Here is a 23,366-nt window from a genome sequence, read left to right on the forward strand (position 1 = left end):
AGCTCAGGGGTAACTGACCCCAGCCTGCAGTCTCTTGCCGCGTAGCAGCGTCGGGACCGTGACGAGGTGGTAGCCGCGCTTCTTGAGCTCCTTGAGGATCTCGGGCATGGCTTTCACGGTCGCGGGGACCGTGTCGTGCATGAGGATCACACCGTTCCGCTTGGCCAGCCTGAGCACGGCGGCCTTGATCTTCTTCGTGTCACGCAGCTGCCAGTCGAGCGTCGTGCCCGTCCACATCACCTGCGCCAGTCCCGCCTCGCCGGCCAGCCCGAGGACCCGGTCGTCGGTGTCCCCGTAGGGCGGGCGGAACATCTTCGGCCGCAGCCCCGTGGCCTGCTGGATCGCGCTCTGGGTGGTCTTCAGCTCGTCGAGGATCTGCCCGTCGGGCAGGGGCGTCAGCGAGGCGTGCGAGTAAGTGTGGTTGCCGATCGCGTGCCCCTGCGCGAGCGCCTGCCTGGCCACCTTCTGTCGCAGCTCCACCTGCTTGCCCACCAGGAAGAACGTCGCCTTGGCGCCCGCCTTGTCGAGCGTCTTCAACAGGGTGGGCGTGGTCACGCCGGGGCCGTCGTCGAACGTCAGGGCCAGGCACTTGACGCGGGCGCAGTCGACCGTTTTCGCCTGGGCGGGCAGCGAGGTCATGGCCAGCGTGACCGCGAGCAGGGCATGAATCACCACGGCTCACAGCCTAGGGCCAATATCCGCAGACCGTGGCAAGCCTGCACGTCTCGTTCTGAATACGCTCATCTCGCGAACCGGGCACGGGCCCGCGGGAACAGCGTCACCTGATGACGGTCACCAGTCGCGTGAACTCGGCCGGGAGGTCGAACCCGTCCCACACCCGATGGAAGGTCAACGCGCTCCCGACCGGCACCATGCGATCGACCCCGCGCCCGGCCAACGCTCTGGCCAGCTCCTCCAGCTCGTCCTTGCCGAACCCGAAGTGCGTCATCGTCTGGTCCCGCCGCTCGACCAGCGAGACCAGCTGCGCCAGCGAGCCGAGCCTGGCGTGCGCGAACGTTCCCGCCCCCAGCCACTGCCTCGGTGCCGCGGCGGCCGCCGCCAGCGTCACGTTGGCCAGCGCGTTACCCCGGAACTCGACGCTCTCCGCCAGCCCGTCGGCGGCCAGGCCGTAGGTGGACACCCGCTTCTCCACGGCCATCGCCGCATCGACGCCCCACCCGCGTACGGCGACCACCCGCGCCACGTGCTCGCAGAAGTCGGCCCGCGCCGCGTCGCAGTCGCCCTCCGCACCCACCCAGAACACGGTCCTGGGCGAGGAGCAGGCGGCCTGGTCGAACCAGTAGGTGTCGTTCACGAACCCCTCGGCCACGGTGACCCGCGCGGCCCTGGGCGCGCACAGCCAGGCCGCCGCGCGCACGACGGCGAACGAGGAGCGGTCGGGGAAGACCAGGTCGCGGGCGTGCGGGGCGAGCGGGTGCCGCCGGATCTCGCGTACGGTGCCGTCGCCGCCCCACACCACCCGCAGGTCGCAGGCGGCGGAGAGCGCGGCGGTGATGCCGTCGCTGCGGCCGTAGGAGACGATGCGCTGGGTGGCCGCTATGACGGGATCGGCGTCGGCCAGCGCCTCGTGCAGGGTTTCCAGGATGACCTCGGCGACCGCGCCGGAGCGGGGCGAGAGGCGCACGATGTTGCGGTTTCCCATCAGGGCCGACAGAGCCCAGGAGTAGACGAAGACGGTGTCCACGTTGGCCGGTGGGATGTGGAAGACCAGGCCGCGCGGCACGCGTACATGCTCGGTGCTGAGCCCTTCCACGGTGCGGGCGAGCTCGCTGGGGCGCAGGAAGAAGCCGAGCGAGCCCAGCTCGGGATGGCGCCGGGCCAGCGCCGGCCGCAGCAGCCGCCTGCCGAAGGCGGCGAGGAACTCGCGGATCCGCTCGTCGCCCACGTCGAGCCCGCCGCCCAGCTCCCCGAGCAGCTCCTCGACCGGCACGTGGCCCCCGGCGGGGAAGCGGACATCCAGCTTCGGGTCGTCCAGCATCAGCCCTGCCCCATGGTGTCGCTGCAGCCGCGCGCCTCCGCCCTGGGCAGCCTGCCCAGGACCTCGAACCGCTTCCCCGGCCGGCAGCCGTCGTCGACGCCGCGGACCACGCCCAGGTCCTCGGTCAACAGCACGTGGCCGGGGTATGACGTGGGCAGCGTGCTGACGACCTCGATCAGGCCAGGCTCGCCGACGGGCGCCTCCTGCCAGGTCTCCGGATCACGGATCACGACATTGGCGAAATCGGGGCAGTAAAGCCCATCGCCGTCCTGGCCTTCCAGGAAGACGGTGCCGATCTGCTCGACCATCCCGTAGAAGTTGTGGATCTGGCGCAGCCCGCACTCGGCCGCCAGCCGCCGCCGGAACTCGGCGTTGTCCACCGCCTGCTCGGCCAGCCGCTTCCACCCGCCGGAGTGGATCAGCACCCCCCGCGACAGGTCCGCGCCGAGTCCGCGCAGGTGGAGCCAGACCATGAACGTGAACCCGAAGACCAGGAACCGCTCGCTCCCGTGGCGCGCCAGGAACGCCTTGACCGCCTCCGCGTCCACCCGCCCCTGGTCGTCGAGCACGAACGTGTGGTCCCTGCCGAAGTTCATCATCCCGAGCACACCGGCGCCGCGGGCGCTCAGCGTCGGGTCGCGCACGACGGAGCGGCTGTCCACGACCAGCATCGGCAGCCGCCGCTCGCCGAGCACCTCCCTGAGCGTGGCCGCCAGCATCCGCGTCTGCGCCGCGGCCGCCTCGCGGTCGAGATAGACCCTGCTGGGCTGCTGCCCGGTGGTCCCGCTGGAGGTCAGCACCCTGAACACCTGGTCCTCGCGCACGCTGCGCAGCTCGTGCGTCTTGAACAGTCGCACGGGCAGCCAGGGGAGGTCGGCGAGCCGCTCGTACGGGGGGCACGCGCCGATGGCGTCGAGGATCCTCCGGTACGGCAGGCACGCCTGCCTGTGCCGCTCGGTAAGCGCCGCCAGCTCGCTCACCAGCACCGCCTCCCGCTCGGGCTCGGCCAAGCTGAAAACGCTCACCTGCCACCCTCCGGCTCGCCCGCGTGGCGCTCCTCGGCGGTCATGTGCGCGACTCCAGGTCCCGGTAGTCCACTTTGCCGGTGGACAGCAAGGGCAGGCTGTCGATGCCGCGCACGTCGAACCCGCTCCAATGCACCCGCAGCTCGGCCCCCAGCTGCCGCGCCAGGCCCGCGCAGCCGGCCGGGCCGAGGCCCTCGGCCCACACAGTCACCCGGTCGTCGCCGCTGGTGGCCGCCACCGGGACCGAGCCGCGCAGCAGGCGCTCGACGTCGTCGAGGTTGACCCGCACGCCGAAGACCTTGGCGATCCGCTTCAGCCGCCCGGTGAGGTAGAGGAACCCGTCGGAGTCGAGCCGCCCCAGGTCGCCCGTACGCAGGACGCCGCCCAGGTCGTCACCCCTGGCCAGGTCGGCGGCCGTCTCCGCGTAGCCCATCATGACGTTGGGCCCGTGGTAGACGATCTCGCCCTCGTCGACGGTCAGCCGCCCTCCGGGGATGGCCGGTCCGGCGGAGCCCGGCTTGTCGGCCAGCCGGTCGGGGGGCAGGACGGCGATGCGGGCGGTGGCCTCCGTCTGCCCGTACATCACGAAGAACCGATCGGCCTTGGCCGCGAACTCCGTGACCAGCTCCGGGCTGAGCCGCCCCCCGGCCTGGGTGAGCGTGGCCAGCGTCGGGTGCTCCGAGCGCTCGTAACGAAGCCGGCGCAGCATCTCGTACTGGTAGGGAACGGCGGCCAGCGACGTGCACCGGTGCGCGTCGAGATGCGTCCAGAACGACCGCTCGAGCAGCCCCGCCTCCGTCAGCATCACGGTCGCCCCCGCCGCCAGATGGCTGTTGAGCACCGACAGCCCGTAGCTGTAGTGCAGCGGCAGGCTGGTGGGCGCGATCTCGTCGGGGGTGATGGACAGCGCCGTGGCGATGGCGGCGGCGTTGGCCAGCACGGCCTGGCGCGACAGGCGTACGAGCTTGGGGTTGCCCGTCGAGCCCGAGGTGGCGAGGAGCACGGCCAGATCGGGATGCGGGTCCGGCGCGTCCCCGCGCGGCGGCGGTGAGCCGTCGGCCGCGTGCGTGAACCCGAGCAGCGCCGTGGGCCTGAACCGCCCCACCAGCTCGGCCAGCGCCCCCGGCGGCAGGTCGGGATCGAGCAGCGCGACCGGCCGGCCCGACCGCCACGCGGCGAGATAGCGCAGGACCGACGTGAGGTTGTTGCGCATGCCGCAGAACAGCGGCCCGGGCCGCAGTCGGGCCAGGGCCTCCGCAGCGCGGTCGACGTGGTGGAGCAGCTCGTCGCCGCCGAGACTCGTCGGCTCTCCCGCGACGACGAGGCGGGCCTGTGGATGCGGGAACATCACAGCACCAGCCCGCCGTCCACGCCGATGACCTGGCCGGTTACGAACGCGGCGGCGGGCGAGAGCAGGAACGCGACGGCGCCGGCGACGTCGGCGGGCGTGCCGAGCCGCCTGAGCGGGGTCGCCGCGACGGTGGCCGTGCGGGCGTCGTCGTCGAGCGTGGCGAGCATGTCGGTCCTGATGTAGCCGGGAGCCACGGCGTTGACCCTGACCCCGGTGGGCCCCAGCTCCTTGGCCGCGGCCAGGGTGAGGCCGATCAGGGACGCCTTGGTGGCGGAGTAGACCGCCTGGCCCGCGCCGCCCATGCGGCCCATCATCGAGGAGACCAGCACCACGGCGGGAGAGGTGCCGCGGCGCAGGAGCCTGAGCGAGGACTGCAGCGTGTACGTCGCGCCCACGGCGTTGACCTGGAAGAGCCGGTCGACCGTGTCGTGGCGGGTCATGCCGAGCGGCCCGCCGGCGTGGACACCGGCGTTGATCACGAGGGCGTCGAGACGGCCGTGCCGCTGGTAGATCTGCCGCATGACGGCCGACACGGCCCCGGAGTCGGCCACGTCGCAGGCGACAGAGTCGGTGAGCGCGCCGGTCTCCTCCGCGATCTCGGCGGCGGCCTTCGCGGCCCGCTCCTCGTCGCGCCCGTGGAGCACGACGTCATGGCCGGTCGCGGCCAGCGTGGCCGCGACGGCCCGGCCGATGCCCGCCGTGGAGCCCGTGACGAGGACGACTCTGGCCTCAGACGGCGGCGACGCCGATGCCATGCTTCTCCAGCAGCTCGGCCGCCTTGGCGAACGAGCTCATGTCGATCATCTCGTCAGTGTCGATCATGATGGAGAACTCGTCCTCCATCGCGGCGATCAACGCCATGTGGGCCAGTGAGTCCCACTGGGGGATGGCGCGGTATTCGAGCCCGTCGACGCCGGCGTCGGCAGGAAGGTTGAGCGCGCTGCGGAAGACGGCCCGCAGCCGGTCGAGATGACTCATGATCACTCACTCTCTGTCCTCAAGCCGCGACACAGTGTAGCGGCATCCGGGCAGTGAGGAAAAACCAAGACCCCGTCTCCAGTAATGGAACCGTATAACAGCGGGTGGCGCCCGTTGCGGACTGGGAATGTCGGACGGGACACGGTCCACCGTACGGGGGGAATGATGGACGAATCCAATCACTGGTACGGGCACTCGCGCATACTCAGCAGATACTGCGGCCTGCCGGAGGAGTCGCCGAAACGCATCCAAGGATTCCTCCAGCACGGCTGGAACTATCTCCACGGATTTCCGCCGAACGACCACTGGTGCAGCCCCGGATATCCCCGTTTCGTCTGGTCTGACGTGCTGCGCCGCCGCGGCTGGTCCATGGGCCGCAGGGGACACTACCTCATCGGCGCGCCCTGGATTTACCTTCTTCACCTGGAGCCTGAACTGGGCGTGGGACCCGAGCGCAAGGGTACGATCTGGTATCCCTTTCATGGCTGGGAAAAGCATTCCGTCAGCGGCGACCACTCCCGCTTGGCCGACGAGATCCGAAATGTCGAGACCGGACGGGTCACGGTCTGCCTTTATTGGCTGGAATTCGCGAATCCGGACATTCGGCGGGCGTACGAATCGAGGGGGTTCCGGGTCATCTGCCATGGCGAGCGCGGCTCCCGCTGGGAGGGAAAGGGCCGCGACTTCCTGCGCAAGCAGCTGGTCCAGTTGCGGCGCCACCGCAGGGTGGCCTCCAACCGGCTCGGCAGCGCGCTGTTCTACGGCGCCTCGGTGGGGTGCGAGGTGGCTGTGTACGGGGATCCGATGCAGTTCGAGGACGAACGTCCCGAGTACGGCGGGACGGCGCGCCGCATGCGGCTCTGGCCCGAGCTGCACGGCACGCACGTCGACCGTGAGCTGGCGGCGGAGATGGCGCGGCGCGAGCTGGGATTTGACTATCAGGCGACACCGGAGGAGCTACTGCGAATGTTCGGATGGAAGCGAGTGCGGTCTGTATGAACACGCATGAGGCGCCCGAGAACGTCAGGCTGATCGGTGGGGAGATGCTGCTGTGGTCCGACATGTCCAACATGGGCGGCATCGCGGACTGGCGGGGCGCGGCGTTCGAGCTGATCAGCCGGCTCATCCCGGCGAGCGGCCGGGTGCTGCTGGTCGGGCCGCATCCACAAGGACTGGTGAACGAGGTGGTCTCGCGGGCCCCGTCGGCCGCCGTGCTGCTGCGCTCCTACCCGGACGCCTGCGCTCTCGGTGAACGGCATCCGGGGCTGGCGGTCTACTGCGGGCGGCTGGAGGTGTTCGACGCGGAGGAGCCGTACGACCTGGTGCTGGCGCTGGACGGGCTGCTGCGCACGCACTCCGCTGAGGCGCCCGCGGCGGCCTGGCGCGAGTCGCTCGGGGCGCTGGCCGGGCTGATCGCGCCCGGAGGGCGGCTGGTGCTCGGCGTACGCAACGACCTGGGCGTCGACCGGTTCCTGGAGGCCAGGCCCGCGGACCGGGAGGGCGGCGACGACCAGTGGGCGCCGCACGGCTTCGACCCGACCTACCCCGGCGGTCCCGCGGCCCTCGACAGGGGTCTGGAGTCGGCGGGGCTGAGTGTGCGGCGGTGCTACGCGGTCTATCCGGTCAGGCAGGCGCCCCGGGCGCTGCTGTCCCGCGAGGCGCTGGCCGCCGACCTCCCTGACGCGCTCACGTTCCCGTTGAGCGCGCGGGGCGGCGACCGGATGCTGGTGGCCGACCCGCTCCGGCTGACCCGCCTGGTGTTCCGCCACCGCCTGGGGGAGGAGCTGGCGCCACTGTGGCTGGCGGTGGCGACACGCCCGCCAGATGACCGCGAAGCCGCCGCACGCCCGCAGCGTGACACCGAGCCCGCCGGCGCGGAGCTGCAGCGTGACACCGAGGCCGCCGGCGCGGAGCTGCCGCTCGGGCTCGTCGAGGAGGCGGCCGCGCTGTACGAGCTCACTCCTGCCGGCGTCAGGCGCCTCCCGGACGGCGACGAGCGCCCGATCCCGGCGGGCCGGGTCGTGGAGGAGATCCTCGTCGAGGCGTGCGCTCGCGAGGACGTCAAGACCCTGCGCGAGCTGCTGCAAGAGCTGGCCGAATGGCTGGAGGCGGGCGGCGACGTGTCGGCCGCGACCGACAGCCTGGTCTACGACGGCGAGCGCTTCGCGGCCATCAACCCCACGGCGGGCCCGTCCACGCCGCCCGAGCCGAGAGTCGTCCTGTGCAGGATCCTGTGGCGGTTCGCGGTGCGGCTGCTGGCCGCCGGCCATCACCACCCGTGGCCGTGGCCCCTGGAGGCCGACCAGCTCACGCTGACCCTGTGCGGCATGGCCGGCCGTCCGTGCGACCAGGGGGATCTCGATCGCGCCCGCAAGCTGGACGCCGAGCTGGGCTGCCCCGCCGACGAGCACGTGCCCACGTACCGGGACCTGCTCGGGGCCCGCGACCGCCTGGCCGACCAGCTGACCGCGGCCCTGGCCCGGATCTCGCGCCTGGAGACCAAGCTCTCCTACCGGGAGCGCGAGCTGGTGCGGGCGAAGGCCAAGCTGCGCAGGAGCCAGCGCAAGGCGTCCGCCTACCGCAAGACGCTCGGATACCGCCTCTCCCGCCGCCTGGCCCGCCCCCGCAAGGTCGCGCGCCGGGTCATCCGCCTGCTGTCCGGATAGCCACAGAGAAACGGATAACCACCCAGAAAGAGGAAAGCGTGTGCCGGTTCTTTCGGTGATCGTCCCGTTCTACAACGTCGAGAGGTACATCGGACCCTGCCTGGACTCCATCGCCGCCCAGACGCTGGACGACCTGGAGGTCATCTGCGTCGACGACGGCAGCGTCGACGGCGGCCCGGCGGTCGTCGAGTCCAGGCTGGCCGGTGACCGTCGGATCAGCCTCATCAGGCAGGACAACCAGGGCGTGGGCCGCGCCCGCAACGTCGGGGTGCGCCGGGCGACCGGCCGCTACCTCGCCTTCGTGGACGGCGACGACACCGTGCCGCGCGACGCGTTCAAACGCATGGTGTCCTCGCTCGAAACCACGGGCTCCGACCTGGCCTGCGGAAACGTCATGCGGCTCTACCGCAACCTGCTCATGCCGTCGTGGGCCCACAGGGAGGCGTTCGCCAGGCCGATCAAGGGCACCCACATCACCCGTCACCCGCTGCTGATCCGCGACCGCATGTTGTGGAACAAGGTCTACCGCCGCTCCTTCTGGGACCGCCTCGGCCTGAGCTTCCCCGAGCGCATGTACGAGGACCAGCCGGTCGCCGTGGCGGCCCACGTGGGGGCGGAGAAGGTGGACGTGCTGGCCGCGATCGTCTACCACTGGCGGCAACGCGACGAGGAGGGCGCCTCGATCACCCAGCGCTGCCTGGAGCCGGACAACCTGCGCGACCGCCTCCTGTCCGTGCTGGAGACCGCGGCCATGCTGACCCGCGGGGCGCCGGACCTCAAGACCGACTTCGACCGCGACACGCTGGACATCGACATGTCCGTCGCCGTGGAGGCCGTGGCCGCCCTGGGCGCGGCGGCGGACCCCTCCCTGGTGGACCTGGCCGTCCGCTACCTCGACGGCGTGTCGCGCGAGGCCTGGCAGAGCATCCCGTACGGGCTGCGCCTCCAGGCTCACCTGCTGCACCAGCGCCGCCTGGCCGAGCTGGCATACGTCTTCGCCCAGGACCGCTGCGGGCAGCTGCAGCCCCGGGTGGGCTCGACCGGGCTGCTGCGCAGGCGCTGGTACGGCAGGCACCCGTCGATGCCGGAGCACCTTTCGGAGGTCTCCGGCGAGCTGGCCCTGGTCGCCAGGCTGGTGAGCCTCGACTGGCGCGACGGCGTGCTCCACGGGGTGGGCCGCGTGGGGTTGGGCAGGTTCGATGTGGGAGAGCTGCGCCGGATGCGGGTCAGGGTCTGGCTGGAGGAGCGCAGGACCGGCGAGAGCGTGCTGCTCTCCGACGAGGAGAGCGCGCCCACCTGGGAGAGCGTCGCGCAGGAGGAGGGCGGCGCGCTGCCGGAGCACGCGTTCCCGTTCAGGCTCGCGTTCGACCCGGCCGCACTGACGCCCGCGCAGCTGGCCAGGCGTGGCCGCTGGGACCTGTGCGTGCGGCTCAGGGGCCACGGGCTGCGGCTCGACGGCCGGGTCGCGGGACCGCGCTGGTTGCCGCCCCTGATCCCCGCGCCGCGCCTCAGCAAGGGCGTGTGGCTGGTGCCGGTACGCAGCCCCAAGGGCGCTTGGGGCCTGCGTCTTCGCACGGCGCAGGCGACCATCGGCGAGTGCCGGGTGGACGACGGCGACCTGGTGTTCTCGGGCGAGCTGTCCGACTTGGGCGACGGGGAGCCGGTGGTCAGGCTGCGGCGCAGGAGCGACGGCGAGGAGATGTACTTCCCGGTGACGCTGGCGGGCCAGGGCTTCCAGGCGCGGGTGCCGCTGGCCGACATCGACGAGAGCGTCGGCCACGAGTCGTGGTGGGAGGTCGTCATCGACCAGGGCAAACCCATCCGGCCGCTGGTACGGACCAGGGAGCGGCCGGTCGCGACCGTCGCGGACCGGCGCTTCCTCGTCGACCGGGGTGAGGACGGCTGCCTGCTGCTGGCCGAGCGCTAGTCAGGTCAGGATGCCCGTGAGCCTCTCCACGACCCGGTCCTGCTGGGCGTCGGTCAGATCGGGGAACAGCGGCAGCGACAGCTGCTCGGCACAGTAGGCCTCGGCCCGCGGGCAGAGCCCCCGCCGGTAGCCGAGGTCCTCGAACGCCGGGTGCCAGTACGCCGGCAGGTAGTTGACCTGCACGCCGATGCCGGCGGCCCGCATGCGGTCGTAGACCTCGCGCCGCCGGCCGTCGTGGACCCTGACCGGGTAGAGGTGCCAGCTCGGCCGCACGTACGCGCGCTGGGCCGGCAGCGTCAGCCCCGGCACGTCGCGCAGCAGCGTGTTGTAGCGCGCGACCAGCTCCGACCGCCGCTCGCGGAAGGCCTGGAGACGCCTGAGCTGGCTGAGCCCGAGCGCGCACAGCACGTCGGGCAGCCGGTAGTTCAGCCCGAACTCGTGCACCTCCTGATGCCACCCGCCCACGTCCGGCTCGCGCTGGCCGGCCGGGTCCCTGACCAGGCCGTGGTTCCTGAAGCGGGCGGCCCGCAGCAGCAGCGCGGGATCGGCCGCCGCGACCGCGCCGCCCTCGGCGGTGGTCACGGTCTTGGTCGGGAAGAAGGAGAACGTGGTCAGGTCGGCGAGCGCGCCCACGGGCCGGTCCTTGTACGCGGCCCCGATCGAATGCGCCGCGTCGGCCACCAGCACCGCCCCGGCCGGGTCAGCGGCCGTGCGCAGCTCGTCGTAGTCGGCGGGGTGGCCCGCGTAGTCCACGGCCGTGACCGCCCGCGTCCGGTGGCCGACCAGCGCGGCGACCGCGTCGGGGTCGAGGTTGCCCGTGTCGGGCTGCACGTCGGCGAAGAGCACCCGCGCGCCCAGCAGCGCGGCCGTGGCCGCCGTGGCCACGAACGTCAGCGGCGAGGTGACCACCTCGTCGCCCGCCCGCACCCCGGCCGCCTCGTACGCGACGAGCAGCGCGGCCGTCCCCGACGTGACGGACACGGACGGCACGCCGCCCGTCCAGCGGGCCAGCTCCGCCTCGAACCGGCCGACGGCGGGCCCGGTGGTCAGCCAGTCGCCGCGCAGCACCTCGGCGACCGCCTCGACGTCGGACTCGGCGATCGACTGCCGCCCGTAGGGGAGCATCAGCCGGCCGCCATGGCACGCAGGTCGTCCACCGAGAGCCACTGGTCGTTGGTGTCGGAGCGGTAGGTGAACCCCTCCGGCAGCACCTCTCCGCCCGGCGGCGTGTAGCCCCAGGTGGCGATCGTGGGCTGGACGATGTACCGGTCGGCCAGGCGCAGCGTCCGGCGGCCGTCGTCGGGCGCGATCATCTCCTCGTGCAGCTTCTCGCCCGGCCGGATGCCGATCTCGTAGATCGTGCTGTCGGGCGCCAGCGCCTCGGCCAGGTCGGTGATGCGCATGCTGGGGATGCGCGGCACGTAGAGCTCGCCGCCCCGCATCAGGTCGAACGAGTCGACCACGAACCTGACGGCCTGGTCGAGCGTGATCCAGAACCTGGTCATGCGCTTGTCGGTGATCGGCAGGCTGGTGCCCTGCTCGGCCAAGCGCAGGAAGAACGGCACCACCGAGCCCCTGCTGCCGACCACGTTGCCGTAGCGGACGACGGAGAAGCGGGTCTCGTGGGCGGCGGCGTAGTGGTTGGCCGAGACGAAGAGCTTGTCCGCGACCAGCTTCGTGGCCCCGTACAGGTTGATCGGGCTGGAGGCCTTGTCGGTGGAGAGCGCGACCACCTTGCGCACGCCGCAGTCGATGGCGGCCTCGACGACGTTCTGGGACCCGGCGACGTTGGTGCGGACGTACTCGAACGGGTTGTACTCGGCCGTGTCCACCTGCTTGAGCGCGGCCGCGTGGACCACGTGGTCGACGCCGTGCATGGCGCGGGTCAGCCGGTCGCGGTCCCTGATGTCGCCGATGAACCAGCGCAGGCGGTCGTCGTCGCTGAAGAGCTGCCTGAGCTCGTACTGCTTGAGCTCGTCGCGGGAGAAGACCACCAGGCGCCGCACTCCCAGCGAGTCGAGGGCGTGGCGGATGAACGCCTTGCCGAAGGATCCCGTGCCTCCGGTGATCAGAATCGACGAACCACTGAGAATGCTCACGTGCCCCCCTGAAATCGCGTTTACACGCTGTAGTCGTTTGAGCAGGCGGTAGCATAGCGCGATCGATTGACCACGCAGAGCCACACGGGGGAATGGGGCTTCGGTGCGTATTGTCGGGGTTGTTCAGGCGCGCATGGGCTCGACCCGCCTGCCGGGCAAGGTGCTGCGGGAGCTGGGCGGCAGGTCGGTGCTGGGGTGGGTGGTCCGCGCGGCACGCGAGTCCGGCGTGCTCGACGATCTGGTGGTGGCCACCACGACCGAGGAGGCCGACGACGCGGTGGTGGCCGAGTGCCGCCGGCTCGGCGTGGCGTGGCATCGGGGGCCCGTGGACGACGTGCTGACGAGGTTCATGGAGGCGCTGGCAGGGCGGCGCGGGGACGCGGTGATGAGGTTCACGGCGGACTGCCCGCTGCTGGATCCCGCCGTGATCAGGGAGGCGGCGCTGGTGTTCCGCGCCGTGCGCGGGCTCGGCTATCTGAGCACGAGTCTGGCACGTACGTTGCCGCGCGGGCTCGACGTCGAGATCGTGAGCAGGGGCGCGCTCGAGCGGGCCGACGCCGAGGCCACCGGGTTCCACCGCACGCACGTGACCTCCTACGTCTACTCGCATCCGGGTGACGTGCGGCTGCTCGGGCTCGCGTACCAGCCGGCCGCCGACGACCTGCGGGTCACGCTCGACACGGAGGACGACTGGCGGCTCATCTCCCGGGTGGTGGACGCGCTGGGCGACCGGTGCCTGCCGTTCGGCAGGGTGGTGGGGTGGTTGCGCGAGCGGCCGGAGGTGTGCGGGCTCAACGCCCACGTACGGCAGAAGGCCCTCCAGGACGCGTGAGCGGCATCGGCTTCCGGTGCGACGCCGGCGTCAGGAGCGGCGTCGGCCATCTGGTGCGATGCGTGGCGCTGGCCGAGGAGCTGTGCGCGCGGGGCGTGCCGGTGGTGTTCCTCGGTGAGGTGCGCGGCTCGGACTGGGCGCGGGCCCAGCTCCGGGAGCGCGGCCTGCCGCTGGTGCCCGCTCCCGGGCAGCCGGCACGTCTGGCGGCGCTGGCCCGCGAGCTCCGGCTGGACGCCGTGGTCCTCGACTCGTACGAACTGCCGGACGGCACGGGCGCGGCACTCAGGGGAGCGGGTCTGGCCGTGCTGGCGATCGTGGACGGCGACCCGCTGGGCCAGGAGGCCGATCTCTATCTCGACCAGAACCTCGGCGCCGAGCGCCGCCCCTTCCCCCGGCCCGCCCGCCGCCTGGCCGGGGCCCGTTACGTGCTCCTGCGGGACAGCGTGCGGCGGCGCAGGCGGGCGCGCCGGGCCGGGCCGGTGCCGCGTGTGTTGTGCTTCTTCGGCGGGACCGACAGCGCAGGCGTGGCCCCCGCCTGGGCCGAGGCCCTGCGAGCGACCGGGGCGGCGTTCGAGGCCACGGTCGTCAGCCCGGCGCCGTTCGAGGCGGACGGGCCGATCACCGTGATCCCGCCGACCGACAGGCTGCCGGACCTCATGGCCGAGGCCGACCTCGTGGTCACCGCGGCCGGGTCGGCCATCTGGGAGCTGCTCTACCTCGGCGTCCCCACCGCCCTGAGCTGGGTGGCCGGCAACCAGCTCATCGGCTATGAGGAGCTCGTGGGCCGGGGCGTCGCGGCCGGGCTCGGGCGCACGGCCGACGCCCAGGCCGTCGGCGTGCTGGCCCGCCTGCTCACCGACCCCGCCGCCCGCGAGGAGCACGGGCGGCGGGGCAGGGGCCTGGTGGACGGCAGGGGCAGGGAACGCGTCGCGGATGCCCTTCTCAGATCAGATCCCAGCTGAGCGGCGTGCCGAACGGGACATCGCGGGTGAAGCGCCGCCCCATCACCTCTCCGGCCGCGTCGGGAGGCAGGCCGCCCGCGGGCCGGATCGAGCGTACGTTCGCCGGGGTCACGGCCTCGCCCGCGCGCACGTCCCGCACCACGTACAGCGACCGGCGGAACCGCAGTCCCTCCCGCTCGGACGGCCGCGGCCCGATGGCCACGCTCCCCAGCGACTGCCACGCTCGCCCGCTCTCCACCACGAGCGCCGCCAGCTCGGCGGGCTCCAGCGAGAAGGCCGCGTCGACCCCGCCCTCGGCGCGGGACCAGGTGACGTGCTTCTCGATCAGGCAGGCCCCCAGCGCCACCGCTGCCAGCGGCACCCCGATGCCCGGCGTGTGGTCGGAGACCCCGACCACCTCGCCCGTGAGCGCCGCCAGCAGCGGCAGCGACCGCAGGTTGCTCTCGGCGGGCGAGGCGGGGTAGGAGGCCGTGCAGGACAGCACGGCGAGCTCGGTGCAGCCCGCTTCGCGGGCGGTGGCCAGCGCGGCGTGGATCTCGCCGATCGAGGCCATCCCCGTGGAGACGATGAGCGGCTTCCCGGTGGCGGCCGCGAGCCGGATCAGCGGCAGGTCCACGATCTCCGAAGAAGCGATCTTGTACGCCGGCACGCCCAGCTTCTCCAGGAACTCGACGGCCGTGGGGTCGAAGGGCGAGGAGAACGCGATGAGCCCGTGCTCGCGCGCCCGCTCGAAGATCGGCTCGTGCCACTCCCAGGGCGTGTGGGCGCGTTCGAAGAGCCGGTAGAGGGTCTCGCCGCCCCACAGCTCGTGCTCCTCGCCCACGCGGAACGCGGGCCCGTCGCAGTCGACGGTCAGCGTGTCGGGCCGGTATGTCTGCAGCTTCAGCGCGTGCGCCCCGCTCGCCGCCACCGCGTCCACGATGGCCAGCGCCCGCTCCAGGCTCCCGTTGTGGTTGCCGGACATCTCGGCGACGACGAACGGCGGATGACCGGCCCCGATCGCCCGCCCCGCGATGGAGATCATGTGTGCTCCTTCCTGAGCCGGATGGTCACGACGTCTCGCGGCACGCCGTCGACGTCCCGCAGGTAGGCGCCGACCTCCACGAACCCGAACCGCCTGTGCAACTGCCTGACCGGATCGTTGCAGGCCAGCACCTCGCCGCGCAGCGTCGTCAGCCCGAGCGGCCCGAAGGCGTACTCGACGGCCGCCTGCTCCAGGCCGATCCACGCCCGCAGCAGCGCCCTGGACTGCTCCAGCCCGTCGAGGTCCAGGTAGAAGCCCCAGGTGGCGCTCTCGGACGACAGGCCCGAGTAGGTCACCACACCCGCGGCGGTCTCCCCGTGCTCGTAGATCAGCACCTGCTTGCGCGTGTCGGCGCGGGTGGCCTCCCACCAGCGGGCGTGCTCGTCCTCGGAGATCTCATGCGTGGTGAAGCTGGCCGCCCGCACGCGTGGATGGTTGCGCCATCGGCGCATGACCGGCAGATCGTCGTCCCGGACGCTTCTCAGCACCGCTCCCCCTACTGATCGTGCTCACCTCATTGCCCAACGTAGCGGATTATGCGTCCGGTAAAGAGCTGATCAGGGCTGCGGAATCCGCCGGGCGGCCGGGGCATGCTGCCCCTGTAGCCGTCCCGAGAGCCAAGGAGCAATTCGGCATGATCCCCCTGCTCAGCGTGGTCGTCCCGGTCTACAACGTGGAGCCGTACATCATCGAGTGCCTGAAGTCGCTGGCCGCGCAGACGCTGGACGACATCGAGGTCGTCCTCGTGGACGACGGCTCCTCCGACGGCAGCCGGCGCGTCGCCGAGGACTTCGCCGCGAGGGACGACCGCTTCGTCCTCCTCGGCCAGCGGAACCTGGGGCCAGGACCGGCCCGCAACGCGGGGATCCGGCAGGCCCGGGGCGCGTATCTGGCCTTCGCCGACAGCGACGACGTCGTGCCGCCCGATGCGTACCGGCGGCTCGTCGGCACGCTCGGGGAGACCGGCTCGGACCTCGCGTGCGGCGCGGTGGGGCGGCTCGTGGACGGCGTGCTGGAGGAGTCGATCCTGCACGAGAAGGCGTTCAGGCGGCCCCAGCTGTGTACCCACATCACCGACAAGCAGGTGCTCATCAGGGACCGCACGGTCTGGAACAAGGTCTACCGGCGCGACTTCTGGGAGCGCAGCGGCCTGGCGTTCGCCGCGGGCATCTACGAGGACGTGCCCGTCGCCATGCAGGCGCACGTCCTGGCCACCAGCGTGGACATGATCGGCGACGTGGTCTACCACTGGCGCAAGCGCGACGCGGGGGAGACCTCGATCACGCAGCGCCGGGCCGAGCTGCCCAACCTGTACGAGCGGCTGACGGCGATCCGCGCGGTCCGCGCCTTCCTCGACGAGCGGGCGCCCGAGCTGCTCGACGGCTTCGACGCGCTGGTGCTGGAGAAGGACATCGTCTTCCTGTTCCAGGCGCTGGAGGCGGGCGAGGAGAGCGGCTCGCTGCTGGAGCTGGCCGACGCGTGGCTGGCCGCGCTGAGCCCGAAGGCGCTGGCCACCGCGCCGTCGCTGCGCCGCCTGGAGCTGCACCTGCTCAGACGCGGCATGGTGGCCGAGCTGTGCAAGGTACGCGAGTTCCGGCGCACCCGCGAGGACGGCACCCGTATCGTGCCGCGCGGGCGGCGCAACACCAACTGGTACGGCGACTACCCCTTCTTCCGCAAACGCCGCCGGCTCGGCATCCCCGACGCGGTGTTCGACGCCCGCGACGAGCTCAAGCTGGTCGCCAGGGTCGAGGAGTGCACCTGGACGGGCGGCGAGTACCACCTGCGCGGCCAGGTCGCGATCCACCGGGTCGACCGCAAGGTGAGCAAGGTCAACCTGTGGCTCAGCGACGGCCGCCGCCGCGTGCCGCTGGAGGTGCGCCGCGCGGGCCGCTACGGCATGTCCGCGGTCATCGACCCGGAGCGGCTGGAAGGCGGAGGGCCGAGCTGGCGGCTCCAGGTGCGCGGTGAGACCCGCGGCCTCGTGCTCAAGGGCTGGGCCAGGGACGGCGAGGTGAACTCGGCGTGGCGGCTGTCCGTGCCGGGTTGGTCAAGAAGCGGCATGGACATGCCCCAGTAGTTCCAGAGAGTAATCGCTCGGGCGCGTCGCGTCGTCATGCTGGAGTCCATGAGGACCTATTCGCTCGATGACGTCTACGAGACACGCAAGCGGAGAGACTCCTGGTGGACCGTCTATTTCGTGGATCCGGTCGCCTGCCGGGCCGCTCTCCCCGTCGCCAACCACACCCGGCTGACGCCCAACGGCCTCACCGTGTTCTCGCTGGTCCTCGGCGCGGTGTCGGCCGCCTGTTTCGCGACGAACTACCTCATAGCGGGCGCGGTCATCTTTTATCTGAGCTTCATGATCGACTGCGTGGACGGCAAAATCGCCCGGCTCAAGGGCACGGGCACGCCGTTCGGCCTCTGGCTCGACTATGTGGGGGACCGGATCAGGGTGGTCCTGTGTGCCGGGGGGCTGGCATACGGGCAGTACGCCCTCACGTCGGATGTGCGCTACATCCTGCTCGGGGCCGCGGTGGCCGTGCTGGACCTGTTCAGGTACGTCAACGCGCCGCAGATGAAGCGGGTACGCGAGGCCGTCAGGGAGGAGCGGGGGGAGCGGGAGCCCGAAGAGGATTTCATCGAGCCCCTGGAGCGGGTGCCGCTCACCGAAAGGACGCGGCGACCGCGCAGCTTCCCCAGGCGGCTCAACAGGTTCCTGGCCCGGCACAGGGTCCGCTCGCACCTGATCAGCGGCATCGAGTTTCACGCGGCGGTGTTCGTGGTCGCGCCCCTTGCGGGGGCATGGGCGCTGATCCCGCTCGCCGCGCTGGCCGGGGTGCTGCTGCTGGTCAACGAGATCTTCCTTGTCTACCGGATGTGGCGCTTCACACGCAGGCACGGCGTCGCGTCCTCTCAGGAGAGCCGAGAGCACGTTCTCGTCTAAGTTTTTCGGGGGTTACAACGAAATGTCCGACCGGCCAGTCTTCGTCATCGGATGTCCGCGGTCCGGCACCACGATGCTCCAGCTCATGCTCCACTCGCACCCCCGCATGGCGGTGCCTCCGGAGACGCGCTTCCTCATTCCCGCCTATTACCGGCGCCGCACGTGGGGCGATCTGCGGACCGTCTCCCGCCGCCGCGCCCTGGCGCAGTGGATCGCGACCGACCGCAGCACGAAGTTCCGCGAGCTCAAGATCGACAAGGACGAGTTCATCAGGCAGGTCGTCGAAGGGCCCGGCTCGCTGGGATCGGTGTTCGGGACGGCCTTCCGCATGTACGCCGACCGGTTCGAGAAGGCCCGCTGGGGGGACAAGCGGCCCAGCTACGTCAAGCAGGTGGACCTGCTGCTCAGGCTCTTCCCCGACGCCCAGTTCATCCACCTCATCAGGGACGGCCGCGACTGCGTGGCCTCGCTGAAGGAGATGCCCTGGTACACGCTCGACTCCTTCCACGCCATCTCCACCTGGGCCGAGGCGATCGACGCGGGCGGCCGCCTCAGGCGCACGCTGAGCGATGACACGTACTACGAGCTGCGCTACGAGGACCTCACCGACGACCCGACGACCGAGCTGAAGAAGCTCTGCCACTTCCTGGACGAGGAGTTCTCGCCGGCGATGATCTCGCCGCGCGAGGCGGCCAGCGTGGCGGTGCCGCAGCACAAGGTCTGGCACAGCAACACCCACGGCGAGGTCACCCGCAGCCGGGTCGGGAGCTGGGCCAAGCGGCTGGACGACTGGGAGATCGCGGTCGCCGAGCACCTGCGCGGCGCCCGCGTGGAGTCCATGGGGTACGAGCTGACCGGCGCGCCCAAGCCGGCCAAGGAGCACGTGACGGCCTGCCAGAAGACGATGCAGAGGCGCAGGGCCAGCCGCATGCGCAAGCACATGCGCGACCGGCTCAACCGCCTGCGCGAGCCCAGCCCCGTGGCCGCGATGCTCACCTCGGGCCAGCGTGCCCTGGCGGGACTGCCCCAGCAGCACCCGGAGCTGACGGAGCCGGTCTAGGGGCCGGTCTAGGGGCCGGTCCAGGGGCCCGCCTAGCGCTCGATGTGGGCGAAGAGCCGTTCCCAGTCATCCAGCACGTGGTCGAGGCGGAACGCCTCGGCCCGTGCGCGCGCGCCGGCCCCCAGCCGCCGCCGCTCATCGGGGGAACCGGCCAGCTCGCCCAGCACGGCGGCGAACGCGTCGACGTCTCCCGGCGGGACCAGCACGGGCCCCGCGCGGCGCACGCCGCCCGACACGTCGAACGCCACCGACGGCACGCCGTGCGCGGCCGACTCCAGCAGCACGATGGGCAGGCCCTCGTGCTCGCTGGTCAGGCCCAGGACGGAGGCGTTCAGGTATTCGGCGGGCATCCGCGCCGCCGGCACCAGCCCCCTGAAGACCACCCGATCGCCGACGCCCTCCCTGCGCGCGTGCGCACGCAGCCGGTCCAGTTCGCCGCCGTCGCCGATCAGGTGCAGCTCCCACGGCGGCGGCACGCCCGAACGGGCGAACGCGCTGATCAGCCGGTCGAACCGCTTGACCCCCTCCAGGCGGCCCACGCCGAGCACGCGGGGCGCGGCGAGCGAGGAGAGCCGCTGCGGCCAGTAGGGCAGGGGGTTCGGCAGCGTCCAGGTGTTGGGCAGCAGCGCGTGCTCGGCGAACAGCCGGGCGTCGTCCTCGCTGAGGAAGACCGCCTGGTCGAGGTGGAGGTAGTGGCGCCTGATCGAGGCGAGGTGCCGGCAGCCGAGGGCGTGGTCGTACGAGCCGTGGTACTGCCCGATCGGCCGGAACGCCGCAGGCAGCAGCTCCGACAGCCGGGCCACCACGGACGGCGAGGTCATGACGGCGTAGCCGGGCTCGATCGCGCCGAGCAGCCTCCTCAGCCGCCACCCCGGCCCGATCACATGCCGGCGGTACAGCGGCCGGTCCACGTACCGGAACGGGGAGCGCGACCGCTCCAGCCCGATCACGTGCACCTCGTGCCCGCGCCCGGCCAGGCCCTGGGCCAGCGTGTGCGTCACCTGCTGGACGCCGCCCAAGGTGTCGGCGTCCAGGCAGGCGAACACGACACTCATGGGAAGAAATCCGCCACGATGCGCGCGGCCGCGTCGCCGCGCTCGTCGGCGCACCACAGGGCGCGGAAGGCCGCGTACCGTCCGGCGAAGGCCGCGTGGGCCTCGGGCAGCCGCCTGATCACGGCCACCAGCTCCTCGGTGGTCGTGACGCACGGCCCGGGCGCGATGGCGGGCAGGTCGTGGTAGACGCCGCGCTCCGACAGCCGGTAGTCGTCCCAGTCGTCGATGAAGAACACCATCGGCTTGCCGGTGATCGCGTAGTCGCACATCAGCGAGGAGTAGTCGGTCAGCAGCGCGTCCGAGGCCAGCATCAGGTCGTTGATCTCGGGGTAGGACCCGGCGTCCCGTACGAAGTGCCTGAGGTGCTCGGGCGGGCCGTAGCGCTCGACCGGATGCGTACGCAGCACCACCACCCATTCGCCGGCCAGCTCGGCGGCCAGCAGCTCCAGGTCGACCCGTACGGACCTGCCGCCGCCCTTCGCCCGGTCCCGGTAGGTGGGCGCGTAGAGCAGGATCTTCCGCCCGCGCGGGATCTCCAGCCGCTCCCGCACGTCTCCGGCCGCCTCACCCCTGACCAGCGCGTCGCAGCGCGGCGTCCCGTACCGGTAGACCTTGCCCGTGTACCCGTTGGCGGGCAGGAACAGCCGCGAGAACTCCGCGCTCGGCGAGACCAGCGCGTCCCACCGCGCGACCGCGGCCCGCCACTGCGCGCGCGGCTGGTCGAAGTCGGTGCGCAGGTCGGGCGCGTCGAACCCGATCGACTTGATGCCCTGCCCGTGCCAGGTCTGCAGGTAGCGGGTGCCACGCGGCTTCGGGTAGTCCAGCGGGAAGCCGTGGCTGTCCACCCAGATCCCGGCCCTGGCCATCGTCCAGATGTAGGCCCAGCTGCCCCTGCGCACGAGCCGGGCGCCGGGCGGGAAGTTCTTGCGCCCCCTGGCCACCGACCAGACCACGTCGATCGGCAGCTCGCGCCGGCGCAGCTCCTCGTAGATGGCCCGCGGGCTGCCGTCGCAGCCCTTGCCTACGTCCGACTCGAACAGCGCGAGATTCCGCCGCGGCGGCAGCACCTTGATGAGCAGCTTGTACGCACGCAGCTTGTTCTCCGGCGTGTTGAGCCGCCTGATCAGCGCCCGCCCGGCCCGCCACAGGAACGGCCGGGCGCCGGGCCGCACACATAGGTATGCGGCGTACCCCTCGACCGTCACCGCGCACCCGGCCAGCTCGATGGGCTCGGTGCGCGGATCGGCGATGAGGCGGTCCGTCGTGGTGTGCCCGTCGGAGGTTCTGGTGAAGCCGATGCGCGGCGCGCACTTGCCCGTGGGGGTGAAGGTGACCTCGCTGACGTACCCGCCCTCGCCTGACGGCTCCGGCTTTATCGGGATTTTTTCGGTTCCGAGCTGCAGGAACGCCGTCCAGTCCAGCGGCAGCGCCCCGAACGGGTCGTACGTACGCACGACCATCCGCACCCGCTCGCCGCCTGAGGAGATGTCCGAGCAGATCTCCGACACCTCGTGCCGCAGCCTGGACTCGGAGAAGGGCAGCTCGGCCAGGTGCAGCTTCGTGATGTCCATGCCGGGCGAGACCGACGTCCCCCAGTACGTGCGCCCGTCGAGCTGCACCGCCGCCCGCGGCGCGGACCTCGCCCCGTTGAGCGAGGCCGCGGCCACCCGCAGCTCCTCGGTCCGGTCGTCGAGGATGAGCTGGCAGCAGACCCGGTCCAGCGGCTCCATCCCGTCCAGCACCCAGCCGGGGATCTCCTCCAGGTACGGCCGCACGAGCGAGGCGAACTCCTTGACCCACACCAGGTCCCGCGCGGGCAGCGGATTGAGATAGACCCGCAGGTCCTGCCGGAGGAACCGGTGCTGGCGGTGCGGCACCAGGTCCCCGGCCCCGCGCTCCCACAGGACGTCGTCGCTCAGCCGGGCCGCGAGGACCCGCTGCCGCACGTTGTCCAGGTCGCCGACGCGCTGCGAGATCGAGTCGTTCGCCGGTGCCCGGTGCCAGTGGTAGACCACCCACGGCACGATCGCGAACCTGCGCGAGACGGCGTACAGCTCGGCCGCGAAGACATGGTCCTCGTAGAGGACGTCCTCGGGGAAGCGCACGAGACGGTCCCGCAGGAGGCGCACGTCGTAGAGCTTGTTCGTGCTGAAGCAGTCGAGGAAGAGCTCGGGCTCCCGGCGGATCCCCGCCACCACCCGCCGCCTGGCGAAGAGCGAGGGATAGTACGGCTTCAGCCGCCCGCTCGGCTCGAACAGCCGCGAGATCTGCCCCGACACGAAGTCGGCCCCGGTCCGCTCGATCTCGGTGAGCAGGCTCTTGCACGCGTGCCTGGGCAGCTCGTCGTCGCTGTCGAGGAACATCACGTACGGCGAGTCCGCGGCGTCGATCCCGTAGTTCCTGGGCGCGCCGCAGCCCCCGCTGTTGACCGGCCTGCGCAGGTAGCGCACCCGGCGATCGCGCTCCATGAGCCGGGCGGCCACCTCCGGCGTGCCGTCCGTGCTGGCGTCGTCGACGACGATCACCTCGAGGTCGCGCAGCGACTGGCCGAGCACGGAACGCACGGCCCTGGGCAGGCGGGCCGCGTCGTTGTAGGAGATCACGACAACGGTGCAGTCCGGCATCCCAACCCCCCGCTGGTCCAATCACCTGCGGGAATGGCACTTCCCCCGGACTGGGGGAAGTGTCCGGACTTGATGGAGTGTTTGCTGGAAAATCAGCGCATAAGCCGACGAATCACCCAAGCGATGACAAGCAGGGCTGCGAGGGCGCCCGCGACCGGCGCCAGGCGCTTCAGCAGCGGCTGACCCGCGATCTCCAGCAGGTCGAGTGCCTCCTCCTCAGGCGTGCGCGAGGTGCGTATCGTCCCCGCGGGCCGCGCCTCCGGCTCGGGGACCGGCGGCACCGCACTCAGGTGCCGCTCCTCCTCGTGGCTCGCCACGGCCGCGGGTGCCGGGACGGGCTCGACCATGGGCTCGGAGAGCAGCTCGGCCAGGTTGGCGGCGAACTTGTCGATGAGCTTGCCGCCGACCTCGGCCATCACGCCGCGCCCGAACTGGGCCGGCCGCCCGGTCACGTTGAACGTCGTCTCCACGGTCACCGTCGTGGCCCCGTCGCTCGCCTTCATCCGCGCCTTGACCGTGGCCGAGGCCGTTCCCGAGCCCCTGGCCTCCTTGCCCGACGCCTGGATGGTGAGCGAGTAGGCGTCCTTGTCCACGTCCTCGAATCTGGCCGAGCCCTTGTAGGTCACCACGATCGGGCCGACCTTGACCTTCATCCTGCCGGTGAACTCGTCGCCCTCGAAGATGTCCAGCGTCGCCCCCGGCAGGCACGGCGCGACCCGCTCGACATCGAGCAGCACGGCCCACGCCTGCTCGATCGGGACTGGAACAGTGAACTCGTGCTCGAACCGCATCGCCATCGATACGCTCCTTCCCGGTG

General features: G+C 71.6%; 21 protein-coding genes. 8 read left to right on the top strand and 13 right to left on the bottom strand.

Features of this window, described 5'->3' with window-relative positions:
* Window positions 1-3: 3 nt before the first annotated feature.
* The 6 genes from ABN273_RS01715 to ABN273_RS01740 all read right to left on the bottom strand — a co-directional run bounded on the left by ABN273_RS01715 (window position 4) and on the right by ABN273_RS01740 (window position 5,353).
* A complete protein-coding gene (locus tag ABN273_RS01715) occupies window positions 4-675 on the bottom strand; it encodes a polysaccharide deacetylase family protein (protein ID WP_349446788.1) in 672 nt (223 codons plus the stop codon).
* A gap of 103 nt (window positions 676-778) precedes the next feature.
* Window positions 779-1,999 carry an acyl-CoA reductase gene (locus ABN273_RS01720; protein WP_349446789.1) on the bottom strand — a complete coding sequence of 407 codons (1,221 nt, stop codon included), beginning with the start codon at window positions 1,997-1,999 and terminating at the stop codon, window positions 779-781.
* On the bottom strand, window positions 1,999-3,024 hold the full coding sequence (locus ABN273_RS01725) for a LuxE/PaaK family acyltransferase (RefSeq protein WP_349446790.1): 1,026 nt from the start codon (window positions 3,022-3,024) through the stop codon (window positions 1,999-2,001). Before ABN273_RS01725 ends, ABN273_RS01720 begins: the two co-directional genes overlap by 1 nt.
* A 40-nt stretch (window positions 3,025-3,064) precedes the next feature.
* Window positions 3,065-4,372, bottom strand: coding sequence for an AMP-binding protein (locus ABN273_RS01730; RefSeq protein ID WP_349446791.1), 1,308 nt, complete (start codon window positions 4,370-4,372; stop codon window positions 3,065-3,067).
* Window positions 4,372-5,130, bottom strand: coding sequence for an SDR family NAD(P)-dependent oxidoreductase (locus ABN273_RS01735; RefSeq protein WP_349446792.1), 759 nt, complete (start codon window positions 5,128-5,130; stop codon window positions 4,372-4,374). The genes ABN273_RS01730 and ABN273_RS01735 overlap by 1 nt, the downstream gene beginning before the upstream one ends.
* Window positions 5,105-5,353, bottom strand: coding sequence for an acyl carrier protein (locus ABN273_RS01740; protein WP_349446793.1), 249 nt, complete (start codon window positions 5,351-5,353; stop codon window positions 5,105-5,107). Before ABN273_RS01740 ends, ABN273_RS01735 begins: the two co-directional genes overlap by 26 nt.
* A 345-nt stretch (window positions 5,354-5,698) precedes the next feature.
* Here ABN273_RS01740 and ABN273_RS01745 point away from each other — a divergent pair, with 345 nt between their 5' ends.
* From ABN273_RS01745 to ABN273_RS01755, 3 genes are read left to right on the top strand one after another with little or no spacing between them, the layout of a single operon-like run.
* On the top strand, window positions 5,699-6,352 hold the full coding sequence (locus ABN273_RS01745; protein ID WP_349446794.1) for a hypothetical protein: 654 nt from the start codon (window positions 5,699-5,701) through the stop codon (window positions 6,350-6,352).
* Window positions 6,349-8,019 carry a hypothetical protein gene (locus ABN273_RS01750; protein ID WP_349446795.1) on the top strand — a complete coding sequence of 557 codons (1,671 nt, stop codon included), beginning with the start codon at window positions 6,349-6,351 and terminating at the stop codon, window positions 8,017-8,019. Before ABN273_RS01745 ends, ABN273_RS01750 begins: the two co-directional genes overlap by 4 nt.
* A gap of 40 nt (window positions 8,020-8,059) precedes the next feature.
* Complete coding sequence (locus ABN273_RS01755) at window positions 8,060-9,946, top strand: glycosyltransferase family 2 protein (protein ID WP_349446796.1); 1,887 nt, start codon at window positions 8,060-8,062, stop codon at window positions 9,944-9,946.
* Here the strand turns inward: ABN273_RS01755 and ABN273_RS01760 are convergent, their stop codons facing one another.
* Window positions 9,947-11,071 carry a DegT/DnrJ/EryC1/StrS family aminotransferase gene (locus ABN273_RS01760; protein WP_349446797.1) on the bottom strand — a complete coding sequence of 375 codons (1,125 nt, stop codon included), beginning with the start codon at window positions 11,069-11,071 and terminating at the stop codon, window positions 9,947-9,949.
* The gene (gene pseB, locus ABN273_RS01765) at window positions 11,071-12,045 is read right to left on the bottom strand and encodes a UDP-N-acetylglucosamine 4,6-dehydratase (inverting) (RefSeq protein ID WP_349446798.1); all 975 of its coding nucleotides are present in this window, start codon (window positions 12,043-12,045) and stop codon (window positions 11,071-11,073) included. The genes ABN273_RS01760 and pseB overlap by 1 nt, the downstream gene beginning before the upstream one ends.
* Window positions 12,046-12,148: 103 nt before the next feature.
* Here pseB and ABN273_RS01770 point away from each other — a divergent pair, with 103 nt between their 5' ends.
* Complete coding sequence (locus ABN273_RS01770; RefSeq protein WP_349446799.1) at window positions 12,149-12,877, top strand: cytidylyltransferase domain-containing protein; 729 nt, start codon at window positions 12,149-12,151, stop codon at window positions 12,875-12,877.
* Window positions 12,874-13,839, top strand: coding sequence for a PseG/SpsG family protein (locus ABN273_RS01775; RefSeq protein ID WP_349446800.1), 966 nt, complete (start codon window positions 12,874-12,876; stop codon window positions 13,837-13,839). The genes ABN273_RS01770 and ABN273_RS01775 overlap by 4 nt, the downstream gene beginning before the upstream one ends.
* On the opposite strand, the gene pseI is transcribed toward ABN273_RS01775, so the two are convergent.
* On the bottom strand, window positions 13,820-14,863 hold the full coding sequence (pseI, locus tag ABN273_RS01780) for a pseudaminic acid synthase (protein WP_349446801.1): 1,044 nt from the start codon (window positions 14,861-14,863) through the stop codon (window positions 13,820-13,822). The genes ABN273_RS01775 and pseI overlap by 20 nt on opposite strands.
* A complete protein-coding gene (locus ABN273_RS01785; RefSeq protein WP_349446802.1) occupies window positions 14,860-15,351 on the bottom strand; it encodes a GNAT family N-acetyltransferase in 492 nt (163 codons plus the stop codon). The genes pseI and ABN273_RS01785 overlap by 4 nt, the downstream gene beginning before the upstream one ends.
* Before the next feature lie 146 nt (window positions 15,352-15,497).
* On the opposite strand from ABN273_RS01785, the gene ABN273_RS01790 reads away from it, so the two are divergent.
* From ABN273_RS01790 to ABN273_RS01800, 3 genes are read left to right on the top strand one after another with little or no spacing between them, the layout of a single operon-like run.
* Window positions 15,498-16,943 (top strand): glycosyltransferase family 2 protein, encoded by a 1,446-nt coding sequence (locus ABN273_RS01790; protein WP_349446803.1) that lies wholly within the window; start codon window positions 15,498-15,500, stop codon window positions 16,941-16,943.
* A 48-nt stretch (window positions 16,944-16,991) separates the two neighbouring features.
* The gene (locus tag ABN273_RS01795) at window positions 16,992-17,810 is read left to right on the top strand and encodes a CDP-alcohol phosphatidyltransferase family protein (RefSeq protein ID WP_349446804.1); all 819 of its coding nucleotides are present in this window, start codon (window positions 16,992-16,994) and stop codon (window positions 17,808-17,810) included.
* Between the two features lie 22 nt (window positions 17,811-17,832).
* Window positions 17,833-18,870: a sulfotransferase family protein gene (locus ABN273_RS01800; protein ID WP_349446805.1), complete on the top strand. Its 1,038-nt coding sequence runs from the start codon at window positions 17,833-17,835 to the stop codon at window positions 18,868-18,870.
* A gap of 32 nt (window positions 18,871-18,902) precedes the next feature.
* On the opposite strand, the gene ABN273_RS01805 is transcribed toward ABN273_RS01800, so the two are convergent.
* From ABN273_RS01805 to ABN273_RS01815, 3 genes are all read right to left on the bottom strand, one after another.
* Window positions 18,903-19,925, bottom strand: coding sequence for a glycosyltransferase (locus ABN273_RS01805; RefSeq protein ID WP_349446806.1), 1,023 nt, complete (start codon window positions 19,923-19,925; stop codon window positions 18,903-18,905).
* Complete coding sequence (locus ABN273_RS01810) at window positions 19,922-22,549, bottom strand: CDP-glycerol:glycerophosphate glycerophosphotransferase (RefSeq protein ID WP_349446807.1); 2,628 nt, start codon at window positions 22,547-22,549, stop codon at window positions 19,922-19,924. Before ABN273_RS01810 ends, ABN273_RS01805 begins: the two co-directional genes overlap by 4 nt.
* 92 nt (window positions 22,550-22,641) lie before the next feature.
* The gene (locus tag ABN273_RS01815; protein ID WP_349446809.1) at window positions 22,642-23,346 is read right to left on the bottom strand and encodes an SRPBCC family protein; all 705 of its coding nucleotides are present in this window, start codon (window positions 23,344-23,346) and stop codon (window positions 22,642-22,644) included.
* Window positions 23,347-23,366: the final 20 nt, after the last annotated feature.

The organism is Nonomuraea sp. B19D2 (genome assembly GCF_040137845.1).
Lineage (GTDB): Bacteria > Actinomycetota > Actinomycetes > Streptosporangiales > Streptosporangiaceae > Nonomuraea.

Bases quoted from the DNA above. Each gene is read 5' to 3' on its own strand.
- ABN273_RS01800 (WP_349446805.1), top strand. From the start codon at position 17,833: ATGTCCGACCGGCCAGTCTTCGTCATCGGATGTCCGCGGTCCGGCACC.
- ABN273_RS01760 (WP_349446797.1), bottom strand. From the start codon at position 11,071: ATGCTCCCCTACGGGCGGCAGTCGATCGCCGAGTCCGACGTCGAGGCG.
- ABN273_RS01790 (WP_349446803.1), top strand. From the start codon at position 15,498: ATGATCCCCCTGCTCAGCGTGGTCGTCCCGGTCTACAACGTGGAGCCG.
- ABN273_RS01815 (WP_349446809.1), bottom strand. From the start codon at position 23,346: ATGGCGATGCGGTTCGAGCACGAGTTCACTGTTCCAGTCCCGATCGAG.
- ABN273_RS01720 (WP_349446789.1), bottom strand. From the start codon at position 1,999: ATGCTGGACGACCCGAAGCTGGATGTCCGCTTCCCCGCCGGGGGCCAC.
- ABN273_RS01810 (WP_349446807.1), bottom strand. From the start codon at position 22,549: ATGCCGGACTGCACCGTTGTCGTGATCTCCTACAACGACGCGGCCCGC.
- ABN273_RS01795 (WP_349446804.1), top strand. From the start codon at position 16,992: ATGAGGACCTATTCGCTCGATGACGTCTACGAGACACGCAAGCGGAGA.
- ABN273_RS01740 (WP_349446793.1), bottom strand. From the start codon at position 5,353: ATGAGTCATCTCGACCGGCTGCGGGCCGTCTTCCGCAGCGCGCTCAAC.
- ABN273_RS01735 (WP_349446792.1), bottom strand. From the start codon at position 5,130: ATGGCATCGGCGTCGCCGCCGTCTGAGGCCAGAGTCGTCCTCGTCACG.
- ABN273_RS01730 (WP_349446791.1), bottom strand. From the start codon at position 4,372: ATGTTCCCGCATCCACAGGCCCGCCTCGTCGTCGCGGGAGAGCCGACG.
- ABN273_RS01805 (WP_349446806.1), bottom strand. From the start codon at position 19,925: ATGAGTGTCGTGTTCGCCTGCCTGGACGCCGACACCTTGGGCGGCGTC.
- ABN273_RS01750 (WP_349446795.1), top strand. From the start codon at position 6,349: ATGAACACGCATGAGGCGCCCGAGAACGTCAGGCTGATCGGTGGGGAG.
- pseI (WP_349446801.1), bottom strand. From the start codon at position 14,863: ATGATCTCCATCGCGGGGCGGGCGATCGGGGCCGGTCATCCGCCGTTC.